This is a genomic window from Apilactobacillus apisilvae (assembly GCF_023380225.1).
GTDB lineage: Bacteria > Bacillota > Bacilli > Lactobacillales > Lactobacillaceae > Apilactobacillus > Apilactobacillus apisilvae.
Window position 1 is genome coordinate 453,394 of sequence record NZ_CP093362.1, and the last position, 19,155, is coordinate 472,548.

A 19,155-nucleotide genomic window follows, 5' to 3' on the forward strand; every position below is an offset into this window, starting at 1 on the left:
AAAAATGCCTCCTAAATTGAACTTAATTATTAAGTTGCCTTTTTCTTTGTAAGTTAATAATGTCAGTTGTTATATCAATTTGACGATCAATATCACCCGTTTTTTTAGCCTCATCTAATTCAACTTGTTTATTTTTGAGTTGCTTTTCAATGGGAGCTTCGTTCATGATTATATTAACATAATCGTCAATTTCTGAATTGGTCGCTTCACCTGATAAGTCCATTACATCAATATTAATTAACAATTGTTGTAAATCATCTTCCTTAACAAAATCTTGAAAGACATTTGCTCTATATTCATCATGATCCTTAAAATAAGCTTGAGCAAGAATATAAATCAATTGGTATTTATCATTAACAAAGCAAAAGCCATCTTTACTCATTAGCCTTAACCACATTTCATGATTATTTAAAACCCGATTTAGCAAACTTTTTTCAGCCATTTCAATTTTACCAATTGGTTTAACATTGTCCATAGTGATTGATGATATTGAAAGATTATTATTAGATTGATTATTGTAATTACTAGTCTTTCGACCTAAACTACTTCTACTAATAAGTTTATTAACTTGATTAGTTAAATCCATTTTATTTAGATTAAACTGACCTGAAAGATCATTTAAATAAACATCACGTTCTATTGGTTCATCAATATTTGATATAGCTTTTAAAACATCATTTATATAACTAATTTTATCGTTTTCATTATCCAAATTACGATTTAATTTTAAAAATCGCATTTTAAATGAAATTGGGGTCTCTAATGCTGAAGACATATAATCTTTAAACTTATGTTCACCGTTTTGTTTACGATATTCATCCGGATCAATGCCACTGGGCATCTGAATAACACCTAATTTTAGATTGGTCGGTTCCAATAATTTTAAAGCACGACTAATTGCATTTTGACCAGGAGCATCACCATCATAACAAATATATAATTTACTAGTAGTCCTTTGTAACAAATAAATTTGATCATCTGTTAAACTAGTTCCCATTGAAGCAATTCCATTTTTAATTCCTGACTGGTATGCAGATATAACATCCATAAAGCCTTCATACAAGATAGCAACTTTTTCTTTTCTAATAATGTTTCTAGCATTAGAAAAGTTAAATAGGACTTTACTTTTATTAAAAACTTTTGTTTCAGGACTATTAAGATATTTTGCCTGATTAGCATCTTTATGCAAAACTCTTCCAGAAAATGCTACAACTTTACCCAGATTATTAGTTATGGGATACATAATACGATTAAAGAAACGATCTTTTAAAGTTCCATCATCATCTTCTATAAATAATCCAGATTTACGCAAATCTTGATATTGAAAATCTTTTTGTGATAAAAAAGTTTTTAAAATAGAATTTTGGGGTGCAAAACCTAATTGATATTTATCAATAGTTTTATCAGTTAATCCACGATTATGGAGATAATCTAAAGCTGGTTGACCCATCTCTGTATTCATCAAAATATGATGATATAGGTTAGTGGATTCAATATGAATATCAAATAAATGTTGTTCCCCAGAGTTAACCTGCTTTTTATTATGGGTATTATTATATTTACTATCTAATTCTATGCCTTGCATTTCAGCAACTTTATTGATTGCTTCAGGATATGATAAATCTTGTAATTCCATTAAGAACTTAAAAACATTTCCACCCTTGCCACAACTAAAGCAATGGAAAATTTGTTTTTGTTCATTTACTGAAAAAGATGGCGTCTTTTCTTCATGAAAAGGACATAACCCAAATAAATTTCTTCCTGATTTATGCAATGATACATATTGACTAACAACATCAGCGATATTAGTCTCATCACGAATTTTTTCAATAATTTCAGAAGGAATCATATTTATCACCCCTTTTTAGCTATAAAAGTCGCACTTAGATATCCAAAGTGCGACATTTTAATTATTACGTACAAGTAATAACAATTTTAACAACATCTAAAAGGTTTGTCTAATGATATTACTTAACGATTAATTTATTTAAATCAGCAAACCAATTAATCATATTAGAGATAATAGTTAGTTGTCTTAAATGATTATTCTTAACATCATCATTCTTGGACATTACCATAGTAGCGTCAAAATAGTCGTTAATAGCTGTCTTTAAAGAAGCTAACTCATCAAAATCCTCTTTAGCAGACAAATCATAATATTTATTTATTTCAGAAACTTTATTATATAAAGCCTTTTCTGAATCATTTTCAAATAATGATTGATCAACATTTAAATCACTATCTTTAAAGCTTTGCTTTTCAGCAATTCTTAACACACGAGTTAGTGCCTCAATAGATTCTTTAAATTCATTATCATCTTTATGTTGATCTAAGACTTTAGCTACCTCGAAGATAAATAGAATATTGTGATTATTAGTACCAGAAATTGCATCAATAATATCATGTCTTAACTTATTATCTTTTAGAACTTTAATAATACGGTCTTTGATAAAGCTTACAATATCATCGATTTCTTTAGTTTGATCCAACTTTGGAGAAACTTTAGCAATTTCTTCATCTTGAATAAATAAATTCATCATGTCTTCTAAATTAAAGTTCCATTTTTCAGCTTCAATAATTCTAACAATTCCGCTAGCCTGTCTTCTTAATGCATATGGATCATTTGAACCACTTGGAATCATTCCTGCAGCAAAGAAAGTTAAAATACTATCGAACTTATCAGCAACAGCTAAAACTGAACCAACTTTTGTTTCTGGTAAGTTACCATTAGCTGAAATAGGCATATAATGTTCACGAATAGCAGTCGCAACTGCTGGCTTTTCGCCATTTAATAAGGCATATTTTTCACCCATTAGGCCTTGTAATTCAGAAAATTCACCAACCATACCAGTTACCAAATCAAATTTATAAATTTGAGAAGCACGTTTAACTTCAGACAATTCATTATCAGTTAATCCAACACGTTTACCTAATGCTTGGGTTATAACTGAAACACGTTGCATCTTTTCATACATAGTTGAAATCTTATCATGAAAACTAACTTTTTTAAGCTTATTAACATAAAAATCAATGTCTTTAGATTGATCTTCTTTGTAGAAAAACATAGCATCTTCAAGCCGTGCAGTAAGAACTTTTTCATTCCCAGATACAACGTTTTCAATATAATTATCGTTACCATTTCTAACCGAAATAAAGTAAGGTAAAATGTTATGTTCCTTATCTTCAACATAGAAGAATCTTTGGTTATCACGCATAGAAGTAATAAGAACTTCAGCTGGTAATTCTAAATACTTTTCAGAAAATTTACCATAAAAAGCAGTTGGCCATTCAACAAGATTATTAACTTCTTCAAGTAGTGAAGCGTTGATATTAATAATCCAATTATTTTCATCGCGAATATCTTCGATTTGTTTTTTAATTAAGTCTTTACGTTTTTCAGCATCAACAATCACAAATTGATCATATAATGCTTGTTCATAGTTATCAGCAGATACGATTTTAGTATCTTGTCCCAAGAAGCGATGGCCACGACTAATATTACTTGCAGTGACATCTAAAATATTAATTGGAATAATTTCATCATCTAATAATGAAACCATCCATCTAATAGGACGGATAAATTCTAAATCATAAACATTCCATTTCATAAGGGTTGGAAAGGTCATACTTGTAATAACATCCTTCATCCCCATCAACACTTCACTAACTGGTTTACCATCAATATGTTTTTCAACAAAGACATATTCAGTTCCTTTAACTTCCTTAAAAGTAATGTCATCAGTTGAAGCACCTTGTCCTTTAGTAAAGCCAATAGCAGCTTTACTCCAATTACCATCATCATCTTTAGCAATTTTCTTAGATGGCCCCTTTACTGATTCATCGATATCAGTTTGTTTATCTGATAAACCAGTAATTTGAATTGTCAAACGACGAGGAGTAGAAAATGGTTTTATCGAATCAAAATTAATTCTTTGTTCTTTTAGATAATCTTTTGTTCTCTTTACTAATTGTTTAATACTTGGAGTAACAACATGTGCTGGCATTTCTTCAAGACCAATTTCCAATAAAAATGTATGTGCCATTATTTTTCCTCCTTATTATCTTCAGCTAATAATTCTTGACGTTTTTTTTCATCTTTGATCAATGGGAAACCACGTTTTTTACGTTCATCGATAAATGCTTTAGCAATTGCTCTAGCCATTCTTCTAATTCTAGATAAATAACCAGCTCTTTCGGTAACTGATACAGCACCCCTAGCATCTAGGAGATTAAATGTGTGGCTACATTTTAAAACATAGTCATATGCCGGATGAACTAATCCATTATCAATTTGTTTTTTAGCTTCAGTTTCAAAATTATCAAACATTTTCAAAAGCATATCTTGATTACTTTCTTCAAAACTATATTTAGAATGCTCATATTCTGGTTCCTTGAAAATATCACCATACTTAACATCATCATTCCAGTTTAAATCAAAAACATTATTAACATCTTGAATATAAGATGCTAATCTTTCAAGACCATAAGTAATTTCAGAAGCAACTGGGTTCATTTCTTGTCCACCGACAATTTGGAAATAAGTGAATTGAGTAACTTCCATACCATCTAACCAAATTTCCCAACCGACACCGGCACAACCCATTGAAGGATTTTCCCAATTATCTTCAACAAAACGAATATCATGTTCAATCGGATTAATTCCTAATTCTTTTAAACTATCTAAATATAATTCTTGAATGTTTTCAGGTGAAGGCTTCATAATAACTTGAAATTGATGATGTTGATATAAACGGTTAGGATTTTCACCATAACGACCATCAGCAGGTCTTCTAGAAGGTTCAACATAAGCAGCATTCCATGGTTCTGGACCAACAGCTCTCAAAAAAGTGTATGGGCTCATAGTTCCAGCACCTTTTTCAGTATCATAAGCTTGCATTAACATACAACCCTTTGATGACCAAAATTGTTGTAATTTTAAAATAATTTCTTGCATAGACAACTTCTTTGTCATGAATAATTCCTCCTGTTTATTAGATGGCACAAAAAAATCCCTACTACAAAATAGTATTAAACAAATACTTATTTGTAGTAGGGACGATTTTATTCGCGGTTCCACCCTACTTCTAGCCCCAATAGAACTAGCAGCTTAATTATTTCGGTTCAAAAAGCGCCGATTATTAAAAATCATTTGTAACTAGCTTTCACTATCCTAGTTTCGCTGGAAATAATTAAAAATAAAATTCTTTTATCATTACCTATTAAATTCAATTATCTTAATAATAATTTAGCAAACATAAAAAGTCAATTCTATAATTTCAAATTATTAATTTGATCTAAAAAATGTTTACTTTTTAAATTTATTCCAACTGAATCCTTATATATTTTATCCAAAACTCTTCTTAATTCATCTTTAGTATTTTGATTAACTTTGATCTTGCTAATTTTACTAATATCGACTATTGAAAATTTTCTTAAATAAAAAACAGTTCTAGCATTCAAGTGTAATCTGTGCAGATCTAAGTGAAAATGATTTGCACAGACTAATCCACCATAAGTTTCAGAATAATCTAATGGTAAATCATCACGGTGACAAAATACACAACCATGCAAATCAGGTTGAACACCAAAAACAATCAATAACTGAATTTCAATAATATTAGTAATAATAGCTGCATCTGATCCGTTATTAATTAATTTTAATGCTTCAAATAATTTATTAAACCATCCCAAAATGGGCATTGAATCAGGAAAAGCTACATCTATCAATGACATAATATAAGTAGCATAAGCATTCAAATAAATGTCATTACTAATTTTTTCGTAATGATCGTCATCTAGAGCACTATATATATAAGAAAGATTATTTTTACTAATTTTTCCAGAATAAGTTCCATAAGTGAAGGGTAAGATATCAGGCATCATTTTAAAGCCTCTTTTACGAGCACCTCGGATAAAAAACATCTTTTTACCAACTTCAGCTGTAATAAATTTAACTAACATATCTCTTTCTTTAAAATTTTTACGATACAATAAAATACCGTGAAAATTCATATATGTTTGTGAATTCATCAATATTCACCAACCAAATTAAACTAATAATTTTCTTTTTTATTATATCCTAATGATTTAAGAATTGATGGATTATCACGCCATCCCGTTTGAACTTTAACCCATAATTTTAGATATACTTTACTGCCTAGTAAGTCTTCAATATCTTGACGAGCTAAAGTTCCAATTTTCTTAAGCATAGCACCCTGCTTACCGATTAAAATTCCTTTTTGTCCAGGACGATCTACTAAAATATCAGCTTGAATATCCACATTACCATTATTCTTAGTTTTCATGCTTAATATGTCGATAGCTACTGAATAAGGAATTTCTTGACGAGTTAACGATAAAATCTTTTCACGGATTAATTCAGCAACAATAAATCTTTCAGGATGATCAGTAACTTCATCTTCTGGATAATATTGAGGACCTACCGGTAGTTTATCTTTTAAATTGGTCATTAGCTCATCAACATTATTACCTTGTAATGCGGAAATAGGAAATACTTCATTCCATTCTAATGCTCGTTTATAGGTATCCATAATTTCCAGCAATTTATTAGGATTGATTTCATCAATTTTATTGATAATTAAATAAACAGGTTTATCGATCTTCTTCAATTGATTAATAATAAAGTTATCACCAGCACCTCTAGTTTCAGTTGCGCTAATCATAAATAATACAGCATCAATATCTTTTAATGCTGAAAATGCTGATTTATCCATAAAATCATCCAATTGATTACTAGGTTTATGAATTCCCGGTGTATCCAAAAACACAATCTGTGAATCGTCATCAGTGTAAACACCTTGTATTTTATTTCTAGTTGTTTGAGCTTTATCACTCATAATAGCTATCTTTTGACCAATAATACGATTTAAAAATGTTGATTTACCAACATTAGGTCGTCCAACAATCGCTACAAATCCTGAGTGAAAATTAGGATCTAAATCCATTTATTACATCTCCCATTGTTAATTTAATTTTTGTAAAATGATTGGTAAAAATATAATCATCCCTACTACCACAGCAAATAAAGCAGCTATTAAAACACCACCGGCAGCAACATCTTTAGCTTTTTTAGCCAATTTATTGTATTTATCACCAACATATAAATCGACTATCGTTTCGACTATTGTATTAATAGTTTCAGCCATAATAACTAAAAAAGAGGCTGTTAATATCAAAAGCCAATCATATATCGAAATTCGAAGTAAAAAAGATACAATAATTACTAAAAGACTACTAAACAAATGAAATCTAAAATTTCGTTCGTCCTTAATTAAGGTCAAGAGTCCTTGTAAGGCATGTAAAAAAGATTGATTAAAACTATTATTCTTACAAACTTGATGATTATCTTTTAAGGCCATAACTATCCATTATCTTTCGTTGCAGTGGAAACATTACCGCTTCATCTTCAGGTTCCATGTGGTCGTAACCATTTAAATGTAAAAATCCATGAACAACTAAAAAGCCTAACTCTCTTTCATAGGAATGATTTAAAAAGTCTGCTTGTTCTTGAACTTTGTCAATTGAAACAAAAATGTCACCGATATTTTCGGGAATTTCATCGGCCATTTCAGAATCCATAATTAAAGGAAAATCTTCATCTTCACCATCTTCGATTGCAAAACTAATAACATCAGTGGCACGATCAACTCCACGATATTGCTTATTAATTTTTTTAATCTCATCGTTATTAACAAAGGTTACAGACATTTCAGTATTTTCTTTTAATTCTAAATACTTACCAGCATACTCTAAAACATCATTAACTAGATTTGTATCCTTATCTGAAACACCTTCATTTGTTTTATCATAAATTTCTAAATCCATAATATTTCCTACTTTCATTATTTTTGTTCATTTTCAAAATAATCTTCATATGCATCAATAATCTTAGCAACAACTGGATGTCTGACCACATCACTAGAATCAAAAGTAACAAATCGAATTTTTTTAACATTTTTTAAGATTTTCTGAGCCTGAACTAAACCACTGCTAGCATGTTTAGGTAAATCAATTTGAGAAACATCCCCATTGACAATCATTTTCGAACCAAAACCCAATCTAGTCAAAAACATTTTCATTTGAGCAGTCGTAGTATTCTGAGCCTCATCTAGAATAACAAAAGCATTGTCAAGAGTTCTACCACGCATATATGCTAATGGAGCAATCTCAATAACTTCTCTTTCCATTAAACGTGCAGTGTGTTCACGACCTAAAATTGCATGTAAAGCATCGTAAATTGGTCTTAGATATGGATCAACTTTCTCTTTTAAATCACCAGGTAAAAAGCCAAGACTTTCACCGGCTTCAACTGCAGGACGAGTTAAAATGATTTTATCAACATCTCCATGCTTTAAAGCAGCAATTGCCATAACCACAGCCAAATAAGTTTTTCCAGTTCCAGCAGGGCCAATTCCAAAAGTGATATCATTATGTTTTACAGATTGAACATATTGACGTTGTCCAAAGTTTTTAACCCTTACCGGTTGTCCTTTAGCATCTTTAATTAATATTTGATTATATAAGTCTCTAAAATACTCTAATGTGCCATTTTTGGCCATATTAATCGCACTGACAAAATCACTACCATTAATTGTAATTCCATCTTGTAACAATTTAACTAAATTATCTAAAATTGAAATTACCTGATTTACATCATCATCATTACCGGAAACCTTAATCTTAGTTCCAAAAGCATTAATGGAAACATTCATACCCTCTTCAAGAATATCAACGTGCTTGTTTTGTGGTCCTAATAAAACAGGCTCAAAGTCTAAATTATTTAGTATAAATTCTTTTTGTGCTGAAGTATTTTCTGTCAAATATAGCGACCCCTTTATCATAGTTTAATAAACAAATATTAGCATAGTTTATAATTTAAAAAAAGCTATACTTATTATGTATATATAAAGATTAAAAATTCAAATTAATCTTTACTTTAAAATTTATTTTAAATAACCTTTAACTGATTGATTAACAATTGATCCATCAGCTTTACCTTTAAGTTTAGGCATTACAGCACCCATAACTTTACCGAAGTCTGACATGTTAGAAGCTCCAACTGATTTGATTGTTTCTGATACGATTTTATCTACTTCATCTTTAGATAATTGTTTAGGGGCATATTTCTCTAAAACTTTCATTTCGGCTTCTTGTGCTGAAACCAAATCATCACGGTTAGCTGATTTAAAATCGTCAATTGATTCCTTGTGTTGCTTTACTTCACGACTAATTACAGTTAATTCTTCATCTTCTGATAAGTCATGACCTAGTTTAATTTTTTCATTCATTAAGTCAGTTTTAACCATTCTAATAACTGTCAAAGCGATTTTATCATGTGCTTTCATTGCGCTTTTTAAATCATTATTAATATTTTCTGAAATACTCATAATAGTTCCTCCATTAATTATATAAGCTTACAAAAAAACGTTCCTGAAATAACAGGAACGTTTTTAACTAAAAGCGACGTCTTTTCTTCTTGTTGTTGCGCTTTCTTGCTGCTTCAGATTTTAATTTACGTTTAACACTAGGTTTTTCGTAGAATTCTCGCTTACGGTATTCACGTAAAGTACCGTTTTTAGAAACTGTACGTTTGAAACGACGAAGAGCATCATCAAGAGATTCGTTTTTGCGAACGACTGTTTTTGACATATGAAAATTCCCTCCCTCCGAGCTCAAAATACAACTGTTTCAATTGCTATGTAGCATTAATTAAAACTGTTCTTTATAATTATACAAAAATATGAATACAACGTCAATATAACAATAAAAAATTATAAAATAATTTTTGTGATAAAATAATAATAAATTTACAATGTGGAGTGATTTAATAATGGATAAGTTATCGATTTTTGCAATATCAGATTCTAGTGGAGAAACGGCAATACAAGTAGCAAAAACCGCTGGTGCGCAATTTAAAAAAACAAATATTTTATATGAAAGATATCCTTTCATCACAACTGAATCGATATTAGATGGCATTTTAAAAATTGCGGCTGAGAAAAAAGCCGTTATTTTCCATACCTTAGTCAACTCTAACTTAAGTAATATTATTGAACAATTTTCAGAAAAAAATGGTTTACAAAGCGTTGATTGTATCCAAGGACCCATGAAGGCAATTAGTAACAGATTGGGTAGCAATCCTGAAAGAGTAAGTGGATTAGTCCACAACCTAAATGAAGAATATTTTAAAAGAATTGCTGCAATGGAATTTTCTGTAGAAAATGATGATGGAAGCAATCCACAAAATTTAGATAAAGCAGACGTAGTTATTTTGGGAATATCTAGAACTTCAAAAACTCCATTATCACTGTACTTAGCCAATAAACAATTAAAAGTATCTAATGTCCCTATTGGTCCAGAAACACAATTGCCTAAAGAAATTTGGCAAGTTAATAAAAATAAAATTTTCGGACTAACTAGTGATATTTCAAAAATTCAAAAAATTAGGAAAGCCAGAATGTTATCTTATGGCTTAGATGAGGACACTCCATATTCTAATTCTGATAACATCAAAAAAGAATTAGAATATGCTCAAGTTTTGTATAAAAAATTAGATTGCCTTCAAATTAATGTTGCTGATAAATCAATTGAAGAAACAGCCACAATTATAATGGAAAGTTTAAATATTGATACTAAATAAAAAATAGCCTTTAAAGGCTATTTTTTATTGATTTTTAATATCTTCAATTAAGTTGTTATTAAATTGTTCATTTTTTAACATTTGAACTTCAAAATAATGTGGTGAAACTTTTTTCTTTTTGTCTTTATCAATAACAACTGCTGGTGTTTCCATAATCTTAGGAACATTAACTAAACTTTCATGGTGGGCAACATAATTTAAACAATCAAAACCTAAATTCCCTAGTCCAATAATTTCATGTCTATCTTTATGACTTCCCATTGGATTTTTAGAATCATTTAAATGAACAACTTTCAATCTATTCAATCCAATAACATGATCAAATTCATTTAAAACACCGTCAAAATCATTTTTGATATCGTATCCAGCATCACTGGTATGACAAGTATCAAAAGTTACTGATAATTTATCATTATCAGTAACACCATCTATAATTTGTGATAATTCTTCAAAATTACGACCAACTTCAGTACCTTTACCAGCCATGGTTTCTAAAGCAATTTGAATTTTTTGATCTGGTTCAATAACTTCATTTAATCCTTCTGATATCTGCTTAATGGCAGCGTCAGAACCAGCCCCTACATGTGATCCTGGATGTAAAACAATTTGTGTAGCACCAATAGCTTCAGCGCGTCTAATTTCATCATGAAGAAAGTCAATTCCAAATGTAAAATTTCTAGGTTTATTTATATTACCCAAATTAATAATATAAGGTGCATGAACTACTACTTCTTTTAATCCATTTTCATTCATGTAATTTTTACCATCATCGGCTCTTAACTCGTTAATGGGTTTCCTTCTAGTATTTTGTGGAGCACCTGTATAAACCATAAAAACATTTTCATCATAGCTTTTAGCTTCTTCAGCTGATCCCAAAAACATTTTATTCCCATTCATACTAACATGTGAGCCAATTAAAAAATTATTTTCCATCACTAATCCTCCTCATAATTTGTACAAATTTTTTAGAAGAGTCTTCAGACTCCCATGAACAAAATTTCTTATAAAAGTTTTCAAACTTTTCATCATAATTATTAAATTTATTGTAATGATTAAATTCACTAATTTTATTGTAAAATTCAGAAGAAATTTGTACTAAAGGACCTGGAACGTCGTTTTTATAGTTAAAATAAAATCCCCTCAGTTCTTCTTCGTAATGATCCAAATCATAAGCAAAAAATAACATTGGACGTTTTAAATTAGCATAATCAAACATAACAGAAGAATAGTCCGTAATTAATAAATCAGAAATTAAATATAGCTCACTAATGTCTTCTTCTGCCATAATTTTGACACGATCTTCATAACCACTAATATTAATAGAATCTTTTACTAGATAATGCGGCCTAATAATTAAAATAGCATTATCATCTACATTATTAAAGAATTCTTCTAAACTAAATGGTAATTCAAAGTTATAAACACCTCTAGTTTTATAGTCATCATCTCGCCAAGTTGGAGCATACATAATAATTTTGGATTTATTATCACCGATTAATTTATATTTTAATTTATTAATGTAATCTTTATTATTACCTGAATATAAAATATCATTTCTGGGGTAACCTATATCCAAAAATTTATTATTAAAATCGAAAGCTCGAGCAAATATTTGATGAGAATATTGATTAGGAGCAATTAAGTAATCCCAACGATGCGCTTCTTTAACAAACCGTTCTTTATATCTATCAGTATTTGTTCCTGGCATTTTAACATTAGCTATATCTATCCCCAATTTTTTCAAGGGAGTTCCATGCCAGGTTTGCATATAAGTGGTTCCTTTATTTTTGCGCCACCAATTGGGGGTTCTAGAGTTAAAAACCCAAAAATTAGCACGAGCCATAATCCATACCCATTTAGGTAGAAATCTTCTGACCATTTTTACATTAGGATACTTGTTTTTAAGGTCGTTATATTCAGAAACCTTCACGGCAAAATAGGCTAGATCTTTTTTTTTCGGATGTTGATTAATCCATTCTTCATAGATAGCTGCAGGATTATCGTTAATATCTTTTCCTTTAAAACTTTCGAAGATAACTAAATCTTTTTTAACAGGTAAAATAATAAATATATCATTTAAAATTATTAAACATAATCTAATTGTTAATTTTAATAATTTTATTATTTTACTTTTTATATTAATCATAAAATTGCCAATCCCTTTTTATGCTAAATGTAGTCAACAAATCTTGCTCTAAATTTATAATGTAAATGTGATCCTACTAGTAAGAAGAATAAGACCATTAGCCAAAATATAAGCATTAGCAATGGCTTTTGCCAGAACCAAGTTTGTCCTAACATAGATTCTCTAAAGCCAGAAATAATGTAAAAGAATGGATTTAGTTGTAAAATTCTAACGAAAAATGCAGGAAACGCATTAGTTTCAAAATTAAATAGTACTCCTGACATGTAGAATAGGACACGCATTAATGATTGTAGGAAAATACGATAATCACGAATTAAAATAGTAACCGTTGAATTAAAGGTTCCAAAAGCTACTAACCAACAAATCATTGCGAAGAAATAATAAATCCATTGTACCCAATAAAGACTAGGTACAATTCCACCCTTTACATATGCAATGAAAATGGAAAAAATTAGCATTGCCCAAAATGAACTAAGATTAGAAATTATTTTAATAGTAGGTAAAACACTTACAGGAAATTTCATCTTAGAAACCATACCTACTTGTTGATAAATACTCTTTGAGGATGCTAAAGTTGCAGCATTCATATAAAACCATGGTGTTATACCAATAACCATCCATGTTAGATAATCGATTCCATTTGAAGTACCTTTTTTCAATCCAATTCCAAAAACTAACCAATAAATTCCAATTTGAATTAATGGATATAAATATTCCCAAATCAATCCTAAATAATGACTTTGGTAATCAGACTTATCTTGATATTTAGAAATCCTAAACATGATTCCTAAATTACTAATTTGCTCTTTAATTAATGTAATGACTTCCTTCAAGCCAATCACACTTCCTTTACTTTAAACTTTTTATATATTTTTCTATTACACGACTAGTTGCAAAACCATCGTTATATTTATTCCAAACACGATTAAATTTAGTAAAATCAGTCTTTTTATTTTCCCTAATAGATTTAGCTAAATCTTCAGTAGTTTTTATTGGCTTATTGGGAAGCCAATTTAACATATTATCTTGTATTCCCGGATGCTTTTGATATTGATCAATATCAAACATATAAAATAACATAGAATGTGCATTAGGTAGTAAAGAATAATCAAAAGCTATCGATGAATAGTCGGTAACTAAAGTATCAGTAATTACCAATAAGTCAGTGGTTGATAGCTGACTAAAGAATAAAACATTGTCTGAAGAAGCTTCTTTTTGTAACTTTTTTTCTAATTTGTTTAAAAGTGGATGCAACTTAATAATGACAATCGCATTAGGATCAGAAGTTAATGCTGAAATAACCTTTTTAGGGGGGTTGAATGAATTTCCATCATTACGATAAGTAGGTGCATACAAGATAACTCGCTTATTTTTCAACTGCGGAGCAAAATGATATACCCTACGTTCAGCAATGTCGCGCCATTTTTGCTTAAATAACCGATCAGAACGTGGATATCCTAACATTTTCATTCTGTCTGAAGAAACATGATAACTTTTTTGAAAAACATCTCCCATAGTTGCAGAAGCAACTACATATTCATCAAAATGATTATAAACATTTTGAAATCTCTTTTTATCTGAAGAACTACGTTCGTAAGTAGCTGGATCTTCCCAGCCAAATTTTTTAATGGCTCCGTTAGCATGCCACATTTGAACTATTTTAGTATTATTACTGCGAATAATTCCACCTAAGAATGCAAAATAGTTATCACAAAAAATAATGCTACCAGTCATAATGATAGGTACAACATTAAAAATTAATGAAATCCCATCTCTAAACTGAATCGTTTTAACTCCGTAAGCAGCTAAGTCTGTGGCTGCTGCCTCATTATCATTTTCATAAAAGACAATCATGCGCCTACCAGCAGGCAGGCTCCTAGCCATAGATTTTATTAAACCTAAATTGTTGTCAAAACTCATTATGTAGATAACATTTTTTTTCTTTTTAAAATAACAAAAAAGAGAAACTATTTTGATTAAAAACAAATATATAATCTTCAAAATTAACCCCACCATATTAATGTTAAATAACCCATACACAATCAATTATTATAACACAATCGATTCAAAACAATTAATCACAATAAACTATTTTAATTTATGCTCATAGAAATGGCCAAGAATTGTTGAAGCCTCAGTAATGCTTGCAAAAGCATGTGGATCTGATTCTTCTAATGCTTCTTCTAATTCAGGCATCTCATATCTAGATATAGTTGTAAATAAAATTTCTTTACTATTATGATTATATGCACCTTCAGCATTATGAATAATCGTAATTCCTCTTGGCATATGATTTTGAATACTATCAATAACTGTTTTCGGGTGATCAGTAACTATTAAAACTTGCATTCTTTGTTGTCTCGTATAAGCAAAATCAATTGCTTTAGCATTTACAACAATTCCAATAGCTGAATAAAAAGCATAAGGCCAACCGTACTCAAAACCAGCTGCTGTAATAATAAAAACATTAAAAGCTATATTAATTGTCCCAATACTACGACCAGTTTTACGCCTAATTACAATTCCTAAAATATCAAGTCCACCAGTTGATATCTCATTTTTCAAACTCATACCAGTCCCAAAGCCATTAACAACACCACCAAAAATAGCACAAATCATCGGATCATGAGTTAAATAAACTGGATGAATCGCTTTAATCATAAAACTGGCTAAGAAAACAGTTAAAATTGTAAAAAGAGTAAACTGATGACCAATTTGTCTCCAGGCTAAAACAAAAAATGGAATATTTAGCATAAACAAACCAATTGAAGGTGAGATTGTAAATGGAAAATACCTAGTGGATAAAGTATTTATCAATTGTGATAAACCCGTAAATCCAGATGAATAAATGTTACCTGGGGTCCAAAAGAAATTCATTGCAATTGACACCATAATACCATACATAAAAGCAGTAGAAGCTTTAGCTATGTACTGATGCCTTTTTAAAATCCGTTGAACATCATCCATAAATTTCATTACCTCTCTTATAAATATGAAAATAGTATAACATTTAATAATTAATTAATCATACTTATTTAAAAGAAAAGAACTTCCAATTAAGGAAGTTCCTTCATAATCATTCTTCGTAAGTATCTTCACTTTCAAGACCTAAATCATATAATTGCTTTTGAGCAACTTGAGCAGGTGCGTTAGTCATTGGTTCTGTTGCTTTTGAATTTTTAGGGAATGCAATTACATCACGAATATTTTCAGTTTGAGCTAACAATCTAGCAAAACGATCTAGACCAATAGCTAAACCACCATGAGGTGGAAAACCGTAATCTAAAGCATCCAAGAAATAGCCAAATCTAGCTTGTGCTCTTTCTCTATCGAATCCTAATGCTCTTAACATCTTCAATTGTAATTCTTTATTATGAATACGGATAGAACCGCCACCTAATTCTAGTCCATTTAGAATGATGTCATAACTTTGCGCATGTGCAGCATGTGGATTTTCGCCTTCATTAAGGTAATGTTCGTCACCCTTATTTGGCATTGTAAATGGATGGTGAGCAGGTACCCATCTTTCAGCACCTTCATCATATTCAAATAATGGCCAATCTACAACCCATAAGAAGTCAAATACATCTTTAGGAATCATATTTTGTTTTTCAGCAATATCACAACGTAAGTATCCTAAAGTATCAGCAACAACTTTAGCACGATCAGCAGCGAACAATAGTAAATCGCCTACTTTGGCACCAGTACGTTTCATAATATTTTCTTCAACTGATTTATCAAAGAATTTAGCGATTGGACCTGTAAATCCATCTTCTGTAATCTTAATCCATGCTAATCCTTTAGCACCAAAACGTTCGATATATGAACCATATTTGTCAATATCTTTTCTAGAATACTTATCAGCACCACCAGGAACAGCAATCGCTTTTACTTGTCCACCATCTTTGATGGTATTTGAGAACACTTTAAAATCAACATCTTTAACAACGTCTGATAAATCTTTTAATTCCATACCAAATCTAACATCCGGTTGATCAGTACCAAAACGATCCATTGATTCTTGCCAAGTGATACGTTTAAATGGTGCTTTAACATCTAAACCTAAAGTATCTTTCATTACTTTGACAATTAAACCTTCAGTTAATTTTTGAATATCTTCTTCATTTAAAAATGAAGTTTCCATATCAATTTGAGTAAATTCTGGTTGACGGTCACCACGTAAATCTTCATCACGGAAGCAACGAGCAATTTGATAGTAACGATCAAACCCAGCACCCATTAATAGTTGTTTAAATAATTGTGGTGATTGTGGTAAAGCATAAAATGAACCATGATATAGTCTTGAAGGAACTAGATAATCACGAGCTCCTTCAGGAGTTGATACTGTTAAATTAGGTGTTTCAATATCAATAAATCCATTTTTATCAAAGTAACTATGAACAGATTGCATAATTCTGTTTCTTAGCATAATTCCCTTTTGTACTTCCGGACGTCTTAAATCTAAATAACGATATTTTAGTTTAGTTTCCTCGGAAGCAGTAATATTATTTTTAATATCAAATGGAGGATTTTTAGCCTTATTAAAAATTTCTACATCGCTAACATCAACTTCAATTTTACCAGTTTTCATATCATCATTAACTTCATTTTCAGCTCTAGCGACAACCTTACCCTTAACTTGGATAACATATTCATTTCTTAATTGATCAGCAATTTCCCATGCTTTTTGATTATATTCATCACTAAAAACTAGTTGAACAATGCCTTCACGATCTCTTAAGTCAACAAAAATTAACTTACCTAAATCTCTTCTTCTAGAAACCCATCCATCTAAACAAATTTCTTGGTTTAAATATTTTTCGTCTACTAAACCACAATAAGTAGTTCGTTCCATATATAATTCCTCCTCTTAATTAAAAGTTTTCCTCAATTAATTTTCCAAAGTTTTGTTTAACTTCTTCTAATTTAAAAGTTTCTTCTTTACTATTTTCCATATTTTTCACATGAATTGTTCCATCTTCAATTTCTTGATCACCAATCGTTAATGTGTAATTAGCGTTCATTTTATTAGCAGTCTTAAATTGAGCTTTAGGTTTACGATTCAAGTAATCACGGTCAGCAGAAAATCCATTCATCCTTAATGATTGAACAATTTTTAAAGATTCTAAATTAGCTTTTTCGCCAATTCCTACCACATAGGCATCAAGTGGATTAAATTCTGGAAATTCCACTTTTTCTGCTTCCATTAGAAGTAGTAGTCTTTCAACACCTAATCCAAAACCTACACCCGGCATTTCAGGACCACCTAGTTCATTTACTAAACCATCATATCTACCACCAGCACAAATAGTCGTGTAGCCTTCTCCTAATGATTTAGAATTAGCCATAATTTCAAAAATGGTGTGGTTATAATAATCTAACCCACGAACAATCGTGTGATCAATTTTGTATTCAATTCCTAATTCATTAAGTAAAGTAGTTACTTTATCAAAATGTTTCTTCGCATTATCAGATAAATAATCTAAAATTGAAGGAGCATTATCGACAAATACTTGATCGGCAGGATCTTTACTATCTAGAACTCTTAAAGGATTTTTATTTAATCTTTCTTGAGAATCTTCACTTAGACTATCAAAATGTGGTGTTAAGTAATCAATCAATGCTTTACGGTAGTTATCTCTAGTTTCTTGATCACCAAGTGTATTAATTGCTAATCTTAAGTCATTAATTCCATAGTGTTGTAGTAAGTCCATTGCCATTGCAATAACTTCAACATCTAGTTCTGGAGCTTCACTACCAAAAGCCTCAACCCCAATTTGATGGAATTCTCTTAAACGACCAGATTGTGGCCTTTCATATCTAAACATAGGACCCATGTAAAAAACCTTAACTGGTTTTTGAGTATCAGGACCATAAAGTTTATTTTCAACAAAAGAACGAACTACTCCAGCAGTTCCTTCTGGTCTTAAAGTGACATGACGATCACCTTTATCATAAAAATCATACATTTCTTTGGTTACAATGTCAGAAGTTTCTCCTGATGTTCTAGAAAACACATCAAAATTCTCAAACATTGGCGTTCTAATTTCTCTGTAACGATAATCAGAAAATAACATTCTAGCGGTTTCTTCAATATATTGCCATTTTTCTGATTCACCAGGCAAAATATCGGCAGTTCCTTTTGGACGTTGATATCTCATTGAGTAATACCTCCAATTTAAAGTTAGGACAGTTGAACAAAAAAAGCCCTTGCCAAATATTATAAAAATATTGACAAGGGCGCAAAAAGCACGGTACCACCTTTTCTTTTACTTATATGTAACGTATAAAACGAATAACTTAATAATAAGTTATCAGCCTCCAAAGTGTCATTTCTGGAATTTTAACA

General features: G+C 30.3%; 18 protein-coding genes. 1 reads left to right on the plus strand and 17 read right to left on the minus strand.

Annotation, left to right across the window (positions count from 1 at the left end):
- Nucleotides 1–22: 22 nt before the first annotated feature.
- From dnaG to rpsU, 10 genes are all read right to left on the minus strand, one after another.
- Nucleotides 23–1,849 carry a DNA primase gene (dnaG, locus tag MOO46_RS02305; RefSeq protein WP_249511411.1) on the minus strand — a complete coding sequence of 609 codons (1,827 nt, stop codon included), beginning with the start codon at nt 1,847–1,849 and terminating at the stop codon, nt 23–25.
- 118 nt (nt 1,850–1,967) lie between these two features.
- Entirely contained in the window at nt 1,968–4,043 is a 2,076-nt protein-coding gene (gene glyS, locus MOO46_RS02310; protein ID WP_249511412.1) for a glycine--tRNA ligase subunit beta, read from the minus strand.
- Nucleotides 4,043–4,972: a glycine--tRNA ligase subunit alpha gene (gene glyQ / locus MOO46_RS02315; protein WP_249511413.1), complete on the minus strand. Its 930-nt coding sequence runs from the start codon at nt 4,970–4,972 to the stop codon at nt 4,043–4,045. Before glyQ ends, glyS begins: the two co-directional genes overlap by 1 nt.
- 296 nt (nt 4,973–5,268) lie before the next feature.
- Nucleotides 5,269–6,030 carry a DNA repair protein RecO gene (gene recO / locus MOO46_RS02320; RefSeq protein ID WP_249511414.1) on the minus strand — a complete coding sequence of 254 codons (762 nt, stop codon included), beginning with the start codon at nt 6,028–6,030 and terminating at the stop codon, nt 5,269–5,271.
- Nucleotides 6,031–6,053: 23 nt separating this feature from the next.
- Nucleotides 6,054–6,965: a GTPase Era gene (era, locus tag MOO46_RS02325; RefSeq protein WP_249511415.1), complete on the minus strand. Its 912-nt coding sequence runs from the start codon at nt 6,963–6,965 to the stop codon at nt 6,054–6,056.
- A gap of 18 nt (nt 6,966–6,983) precedes the next feature.
- Nucleotides 6,984–7,379 (minus strand): diacylglycerol kinase family protein, encoded by a 396-nt coding sequence (locus MOO46_RS02330; RefSeq protein WP_249511416.1) that lies wholly within the window; start codon nt 7,377–7,379, stop codon nt 6,984–6,986.
- Nucleotides 7,363–7,845 carry an rRNA maturation RNase YbeY gene (ybeY, locus tag MOO46_RS02335; RefSeq protein ID WP_249511417.1) on the minus strand — a complete coding sequence of 161 codons (483 nt, stop codon included), beginning with the start codon at nt 7,843–7,845 and terminating at the stop codon, nt 7,363–7,365. Before ybeY ends, MOO46_RS02330 begins: the two co-directional genes overlap by 17 nt.
- Nucleotides 7,846–7,862: 17 nt before the next feature.
- Nucleotides 7,863–8,840, minus strand: coding sequence for a PhoH family protein (locus MOO46_RS02340; protein WP_396121410.1), 978 nt, complete (start codon nt 8,838–8,840; stop codon nt 7,863–7,865).
- 123 nt (nt 8,841–8,963) lie between these two features.
- A complete protein-coding gene (locus MOO46_RS02345; protein WP_249511419.1) occupies nt 8,964–9,407 on the minus strand; it encodes a GatB/YqeY domain-containing protein in 444 nt (147 codons plus the stop codon).
- A gap of 67 nt (nt 9,408–9,474) precedes the next feature.
- Nucleotides 9,475–9,669, minus strand: coding sequence for a 30S ribosomal protein S21 (gene rpsU / locus MOO46_RS02350; protein ID WP_105956104.1), 195 nt, complete (start codon nt 9,667–9,669; stop codon nt 9,475–9,477).
- Between the two features lie 181 nt (nt 9,670–9,850).
- Here rpsU and MOO46_RS02355 point away from each other — a divergent pair, with 181 nt between their 5' ends.
- Complete coding sequence (locus MOO46_RS02355; RefSeq protein WP_249511420.1) at nt 9,851–10,660, plus strand: pyruvate, water dikinase regulatory protein; 810 nt, start codon at nt 9,851–9,853, stop codon at nt 10,658–10,660.
- Nucleotides 10,661–10,684: 24 nt separating this feature from the next.
- Here MOO46_RS02355 and MOO46_RS02360 read toward each other — a convergent pair whose 3' ends face one another.
- The 7 genes from MOO46_RS02360 to hisS all read right to left on the minus strand — a co-directional run bounded on the left by MOO46_RS02360 (nt 10,685) and on the right by hisS (nt 18,967).
- Nucleotides 10,685–11,593 (minus strand): deoxyribonuclease IV, encoded by a 909-nt coding sequence (locus MOO46_RS02360; RefSeq protein ID WP_249511421.1) that lies wholly within the window; start codon nt 11,591–11,593, stop codon nt 10,685–10,687.
- On the minus strand, nt 11,583–12,806 hold the full coding sequence (locus tag MOO46_RS02365; RefSeq protein ID WP_396121411.1) for a CDP-glycerol glycerophosphotransferase family protein: 1,224 nt from the start codon (nt 12,804–12,806) through the stop codon (nt 11,583–11,585). The genes MOO46_RS02360 and MOO46_RS02365 overlap by 11 nt, the downstream gene beginning before the upstream one ends.
- 23 nt (nt 12,807–12,829) lie before the next feature.
- Nucleotides 12,830–13,639, minus strand: coding sequence for an ABC transporter permease (locus MOO46_RS02370; protein WP_249511422.1), 810 nt, complete (start codon nt 13,637–13,639; stop codon nt 12,830–12,832).
- A gap of 16 nt (nt 13,640–13,655) precedes the next feature.
- Nucleotides 13,656–14,822, minus strand: coding sequence for a CDP-glycerol glycerophosphotransferase family protein (locus tag MOO46_RS02375; protein ID WP_249511423.1), 1,167 nt, complete (start codon nt 14,820–14,822; stop codon nt 13,656–13,658).
- Nucleotides 14,823–14,894: 72 nt separating this feature from the next.
- On the minus strand, nt 14,895–15,773 hold the full coding sequence (locus MOO46_RS02380) for a YitT family protein (protein WP_249511680.1): 879 nt from the start codon (nt 15,771–15,773) through the stop codon (nt 14,895–14,897).
- 109 nt (nt 15,774–15,882) lie between these two features.
- Entirely contained in the window at nt 15,883–17,661 is a 1,779-nt protein-coding gene (gene aspS, locus MOO46_RS02385) for an aspartate--tRNA ligase (RefSeq protein ID WP_249511424.1), read from the minus strand.
- Between the two features lie 19 nt (nt 17,662–17,680).
- A complete protein-coding gene (gene hisS / locus MOO46_RS02390; protein ID WP_249511425.1) occupies nt 17,681–18,967 on the minus strand; it encodes a histidine--tRNA ligase in 1,287 nt (428 codons plus the stop codon).
- Nucleotides 18,968–19,155: the final 188 nt, after the last annotated feature.

What these genes read in the sequence shown, in the direction of transcription:
- dnaG (WP_249511411.1), bottom strand. Translation starts at nt 1,849, where the DNA reads ATGATTCCTTCTGAAATTATTGAAAAAATTCGTGATGAGACTAATATC.
- glyS (WP_249511412.1), bottom strand. Translation starts at nt 4,043, where the DNA reads ATGGCACATACATTTTTATTGGAAATTGGTCTTGAAGAAATGCCAGCA.
- glyQ (WP_249511413.1), bottom strand. Translation starts at nt 4,972, where the DNA reads ATGACAAAGAAGTTGTCTATGCAAGAAATTATTTTAAAATTACAACAA.
- recO (WP_249511414.1), bottom strand. Translation starts at nt 6,030, where the DNA reads ATGAATTCACAAACATATATGAATTTTCACGGTATTTTATTGTATCGT.
- era (WP_249511415.1), bottom strand. Translation starts at nt 6,965, where the DNA reads ATGGATTTAGATCCTAATTTTCACTCAGGATTTGTAGCGATTGTTGGA.
- MOO46_RS02330 (WP_249511416.1), bottom strand. Translation starts at nt 7,379, where the DNA reads ATGGCCTTAAAAGATAATCATCAAGTTTGTAAGAATAATAGTTTTAAT.
- ybeY (WP_249511417.1), bottom strand. Translation starts at nt 7,845, where the DNA reads ATGGATTTAGAAATTTATGATAAAACAAATGAAGGTGTTTCAGATAAG.
- MOO46_RS02345 (WP_249511419.1), bottom strand. Translation starts at nt 9,407, where the DNA reads ATGAGTATTTCAGAAAATATTAATAATGATTTAAAAAGCGCAATGAAA.
- rpsU (WP_105956104.1), bottom strand. Translation starts at nt 9,669, where the DNA reads ATGTCAAAAACAGTCGTTCGCAAAAACGAATCTCTTGATGATGCTCTT.
- MOO46_RS02355 (WP_249511420.1), top strand. Translation starts at nt 9,851, where the DNA reads ATGGATAAGTTATCGATTTTTGCAATATCAGATTCTAGTGGAGAAACG.
- MOO46_RS02360 (WP_249511421.1), bottom strand. Translation starts at nt 11,593, where the DNA reads ATGGAAAATAATTTTTTAATTGGCTCACATGTTAGTATGAATGGGAAT.
- MOO46_RS02365 (WP_396121411.1), bottom strand. Translation starts at nt 12,806, where the DNA reads ATGATTAATATAAAAAGTAAAATAATAAAATTATTAAAATTAACAATT.
- MOO46_RS02375 (WP_249511423.1), bottom strand. Translation starts at nt 14,822, where the DNA reads ATGGTGGGGTTAATTTTGAAGATTATATATTTGTTTTTAATCAAAATA.
- MOO46_RS02380 (WP_249511680.1), bottom strand. Translation starts at nt 15,773, where the DNA reads ATGGATGATGTTCAACGGATTTTAAAAAGGCATCAGTACATAGCTAAA.
- aspS (WP_249511424.1), bottom strand. Translation starts at nt 17,661, where the DNA reads ATGGAACGAACTACTTATTGTGGTTTAGTAGACGAAAAATATTTAAAC.
- hisS (WP_249511425.1), bottom strand. Translation starts at nt 18,967, where the DNA reads ATGAGATATCAACGTCCAAAAGGAACTGCCGATATTTTGCCTGGTGAA.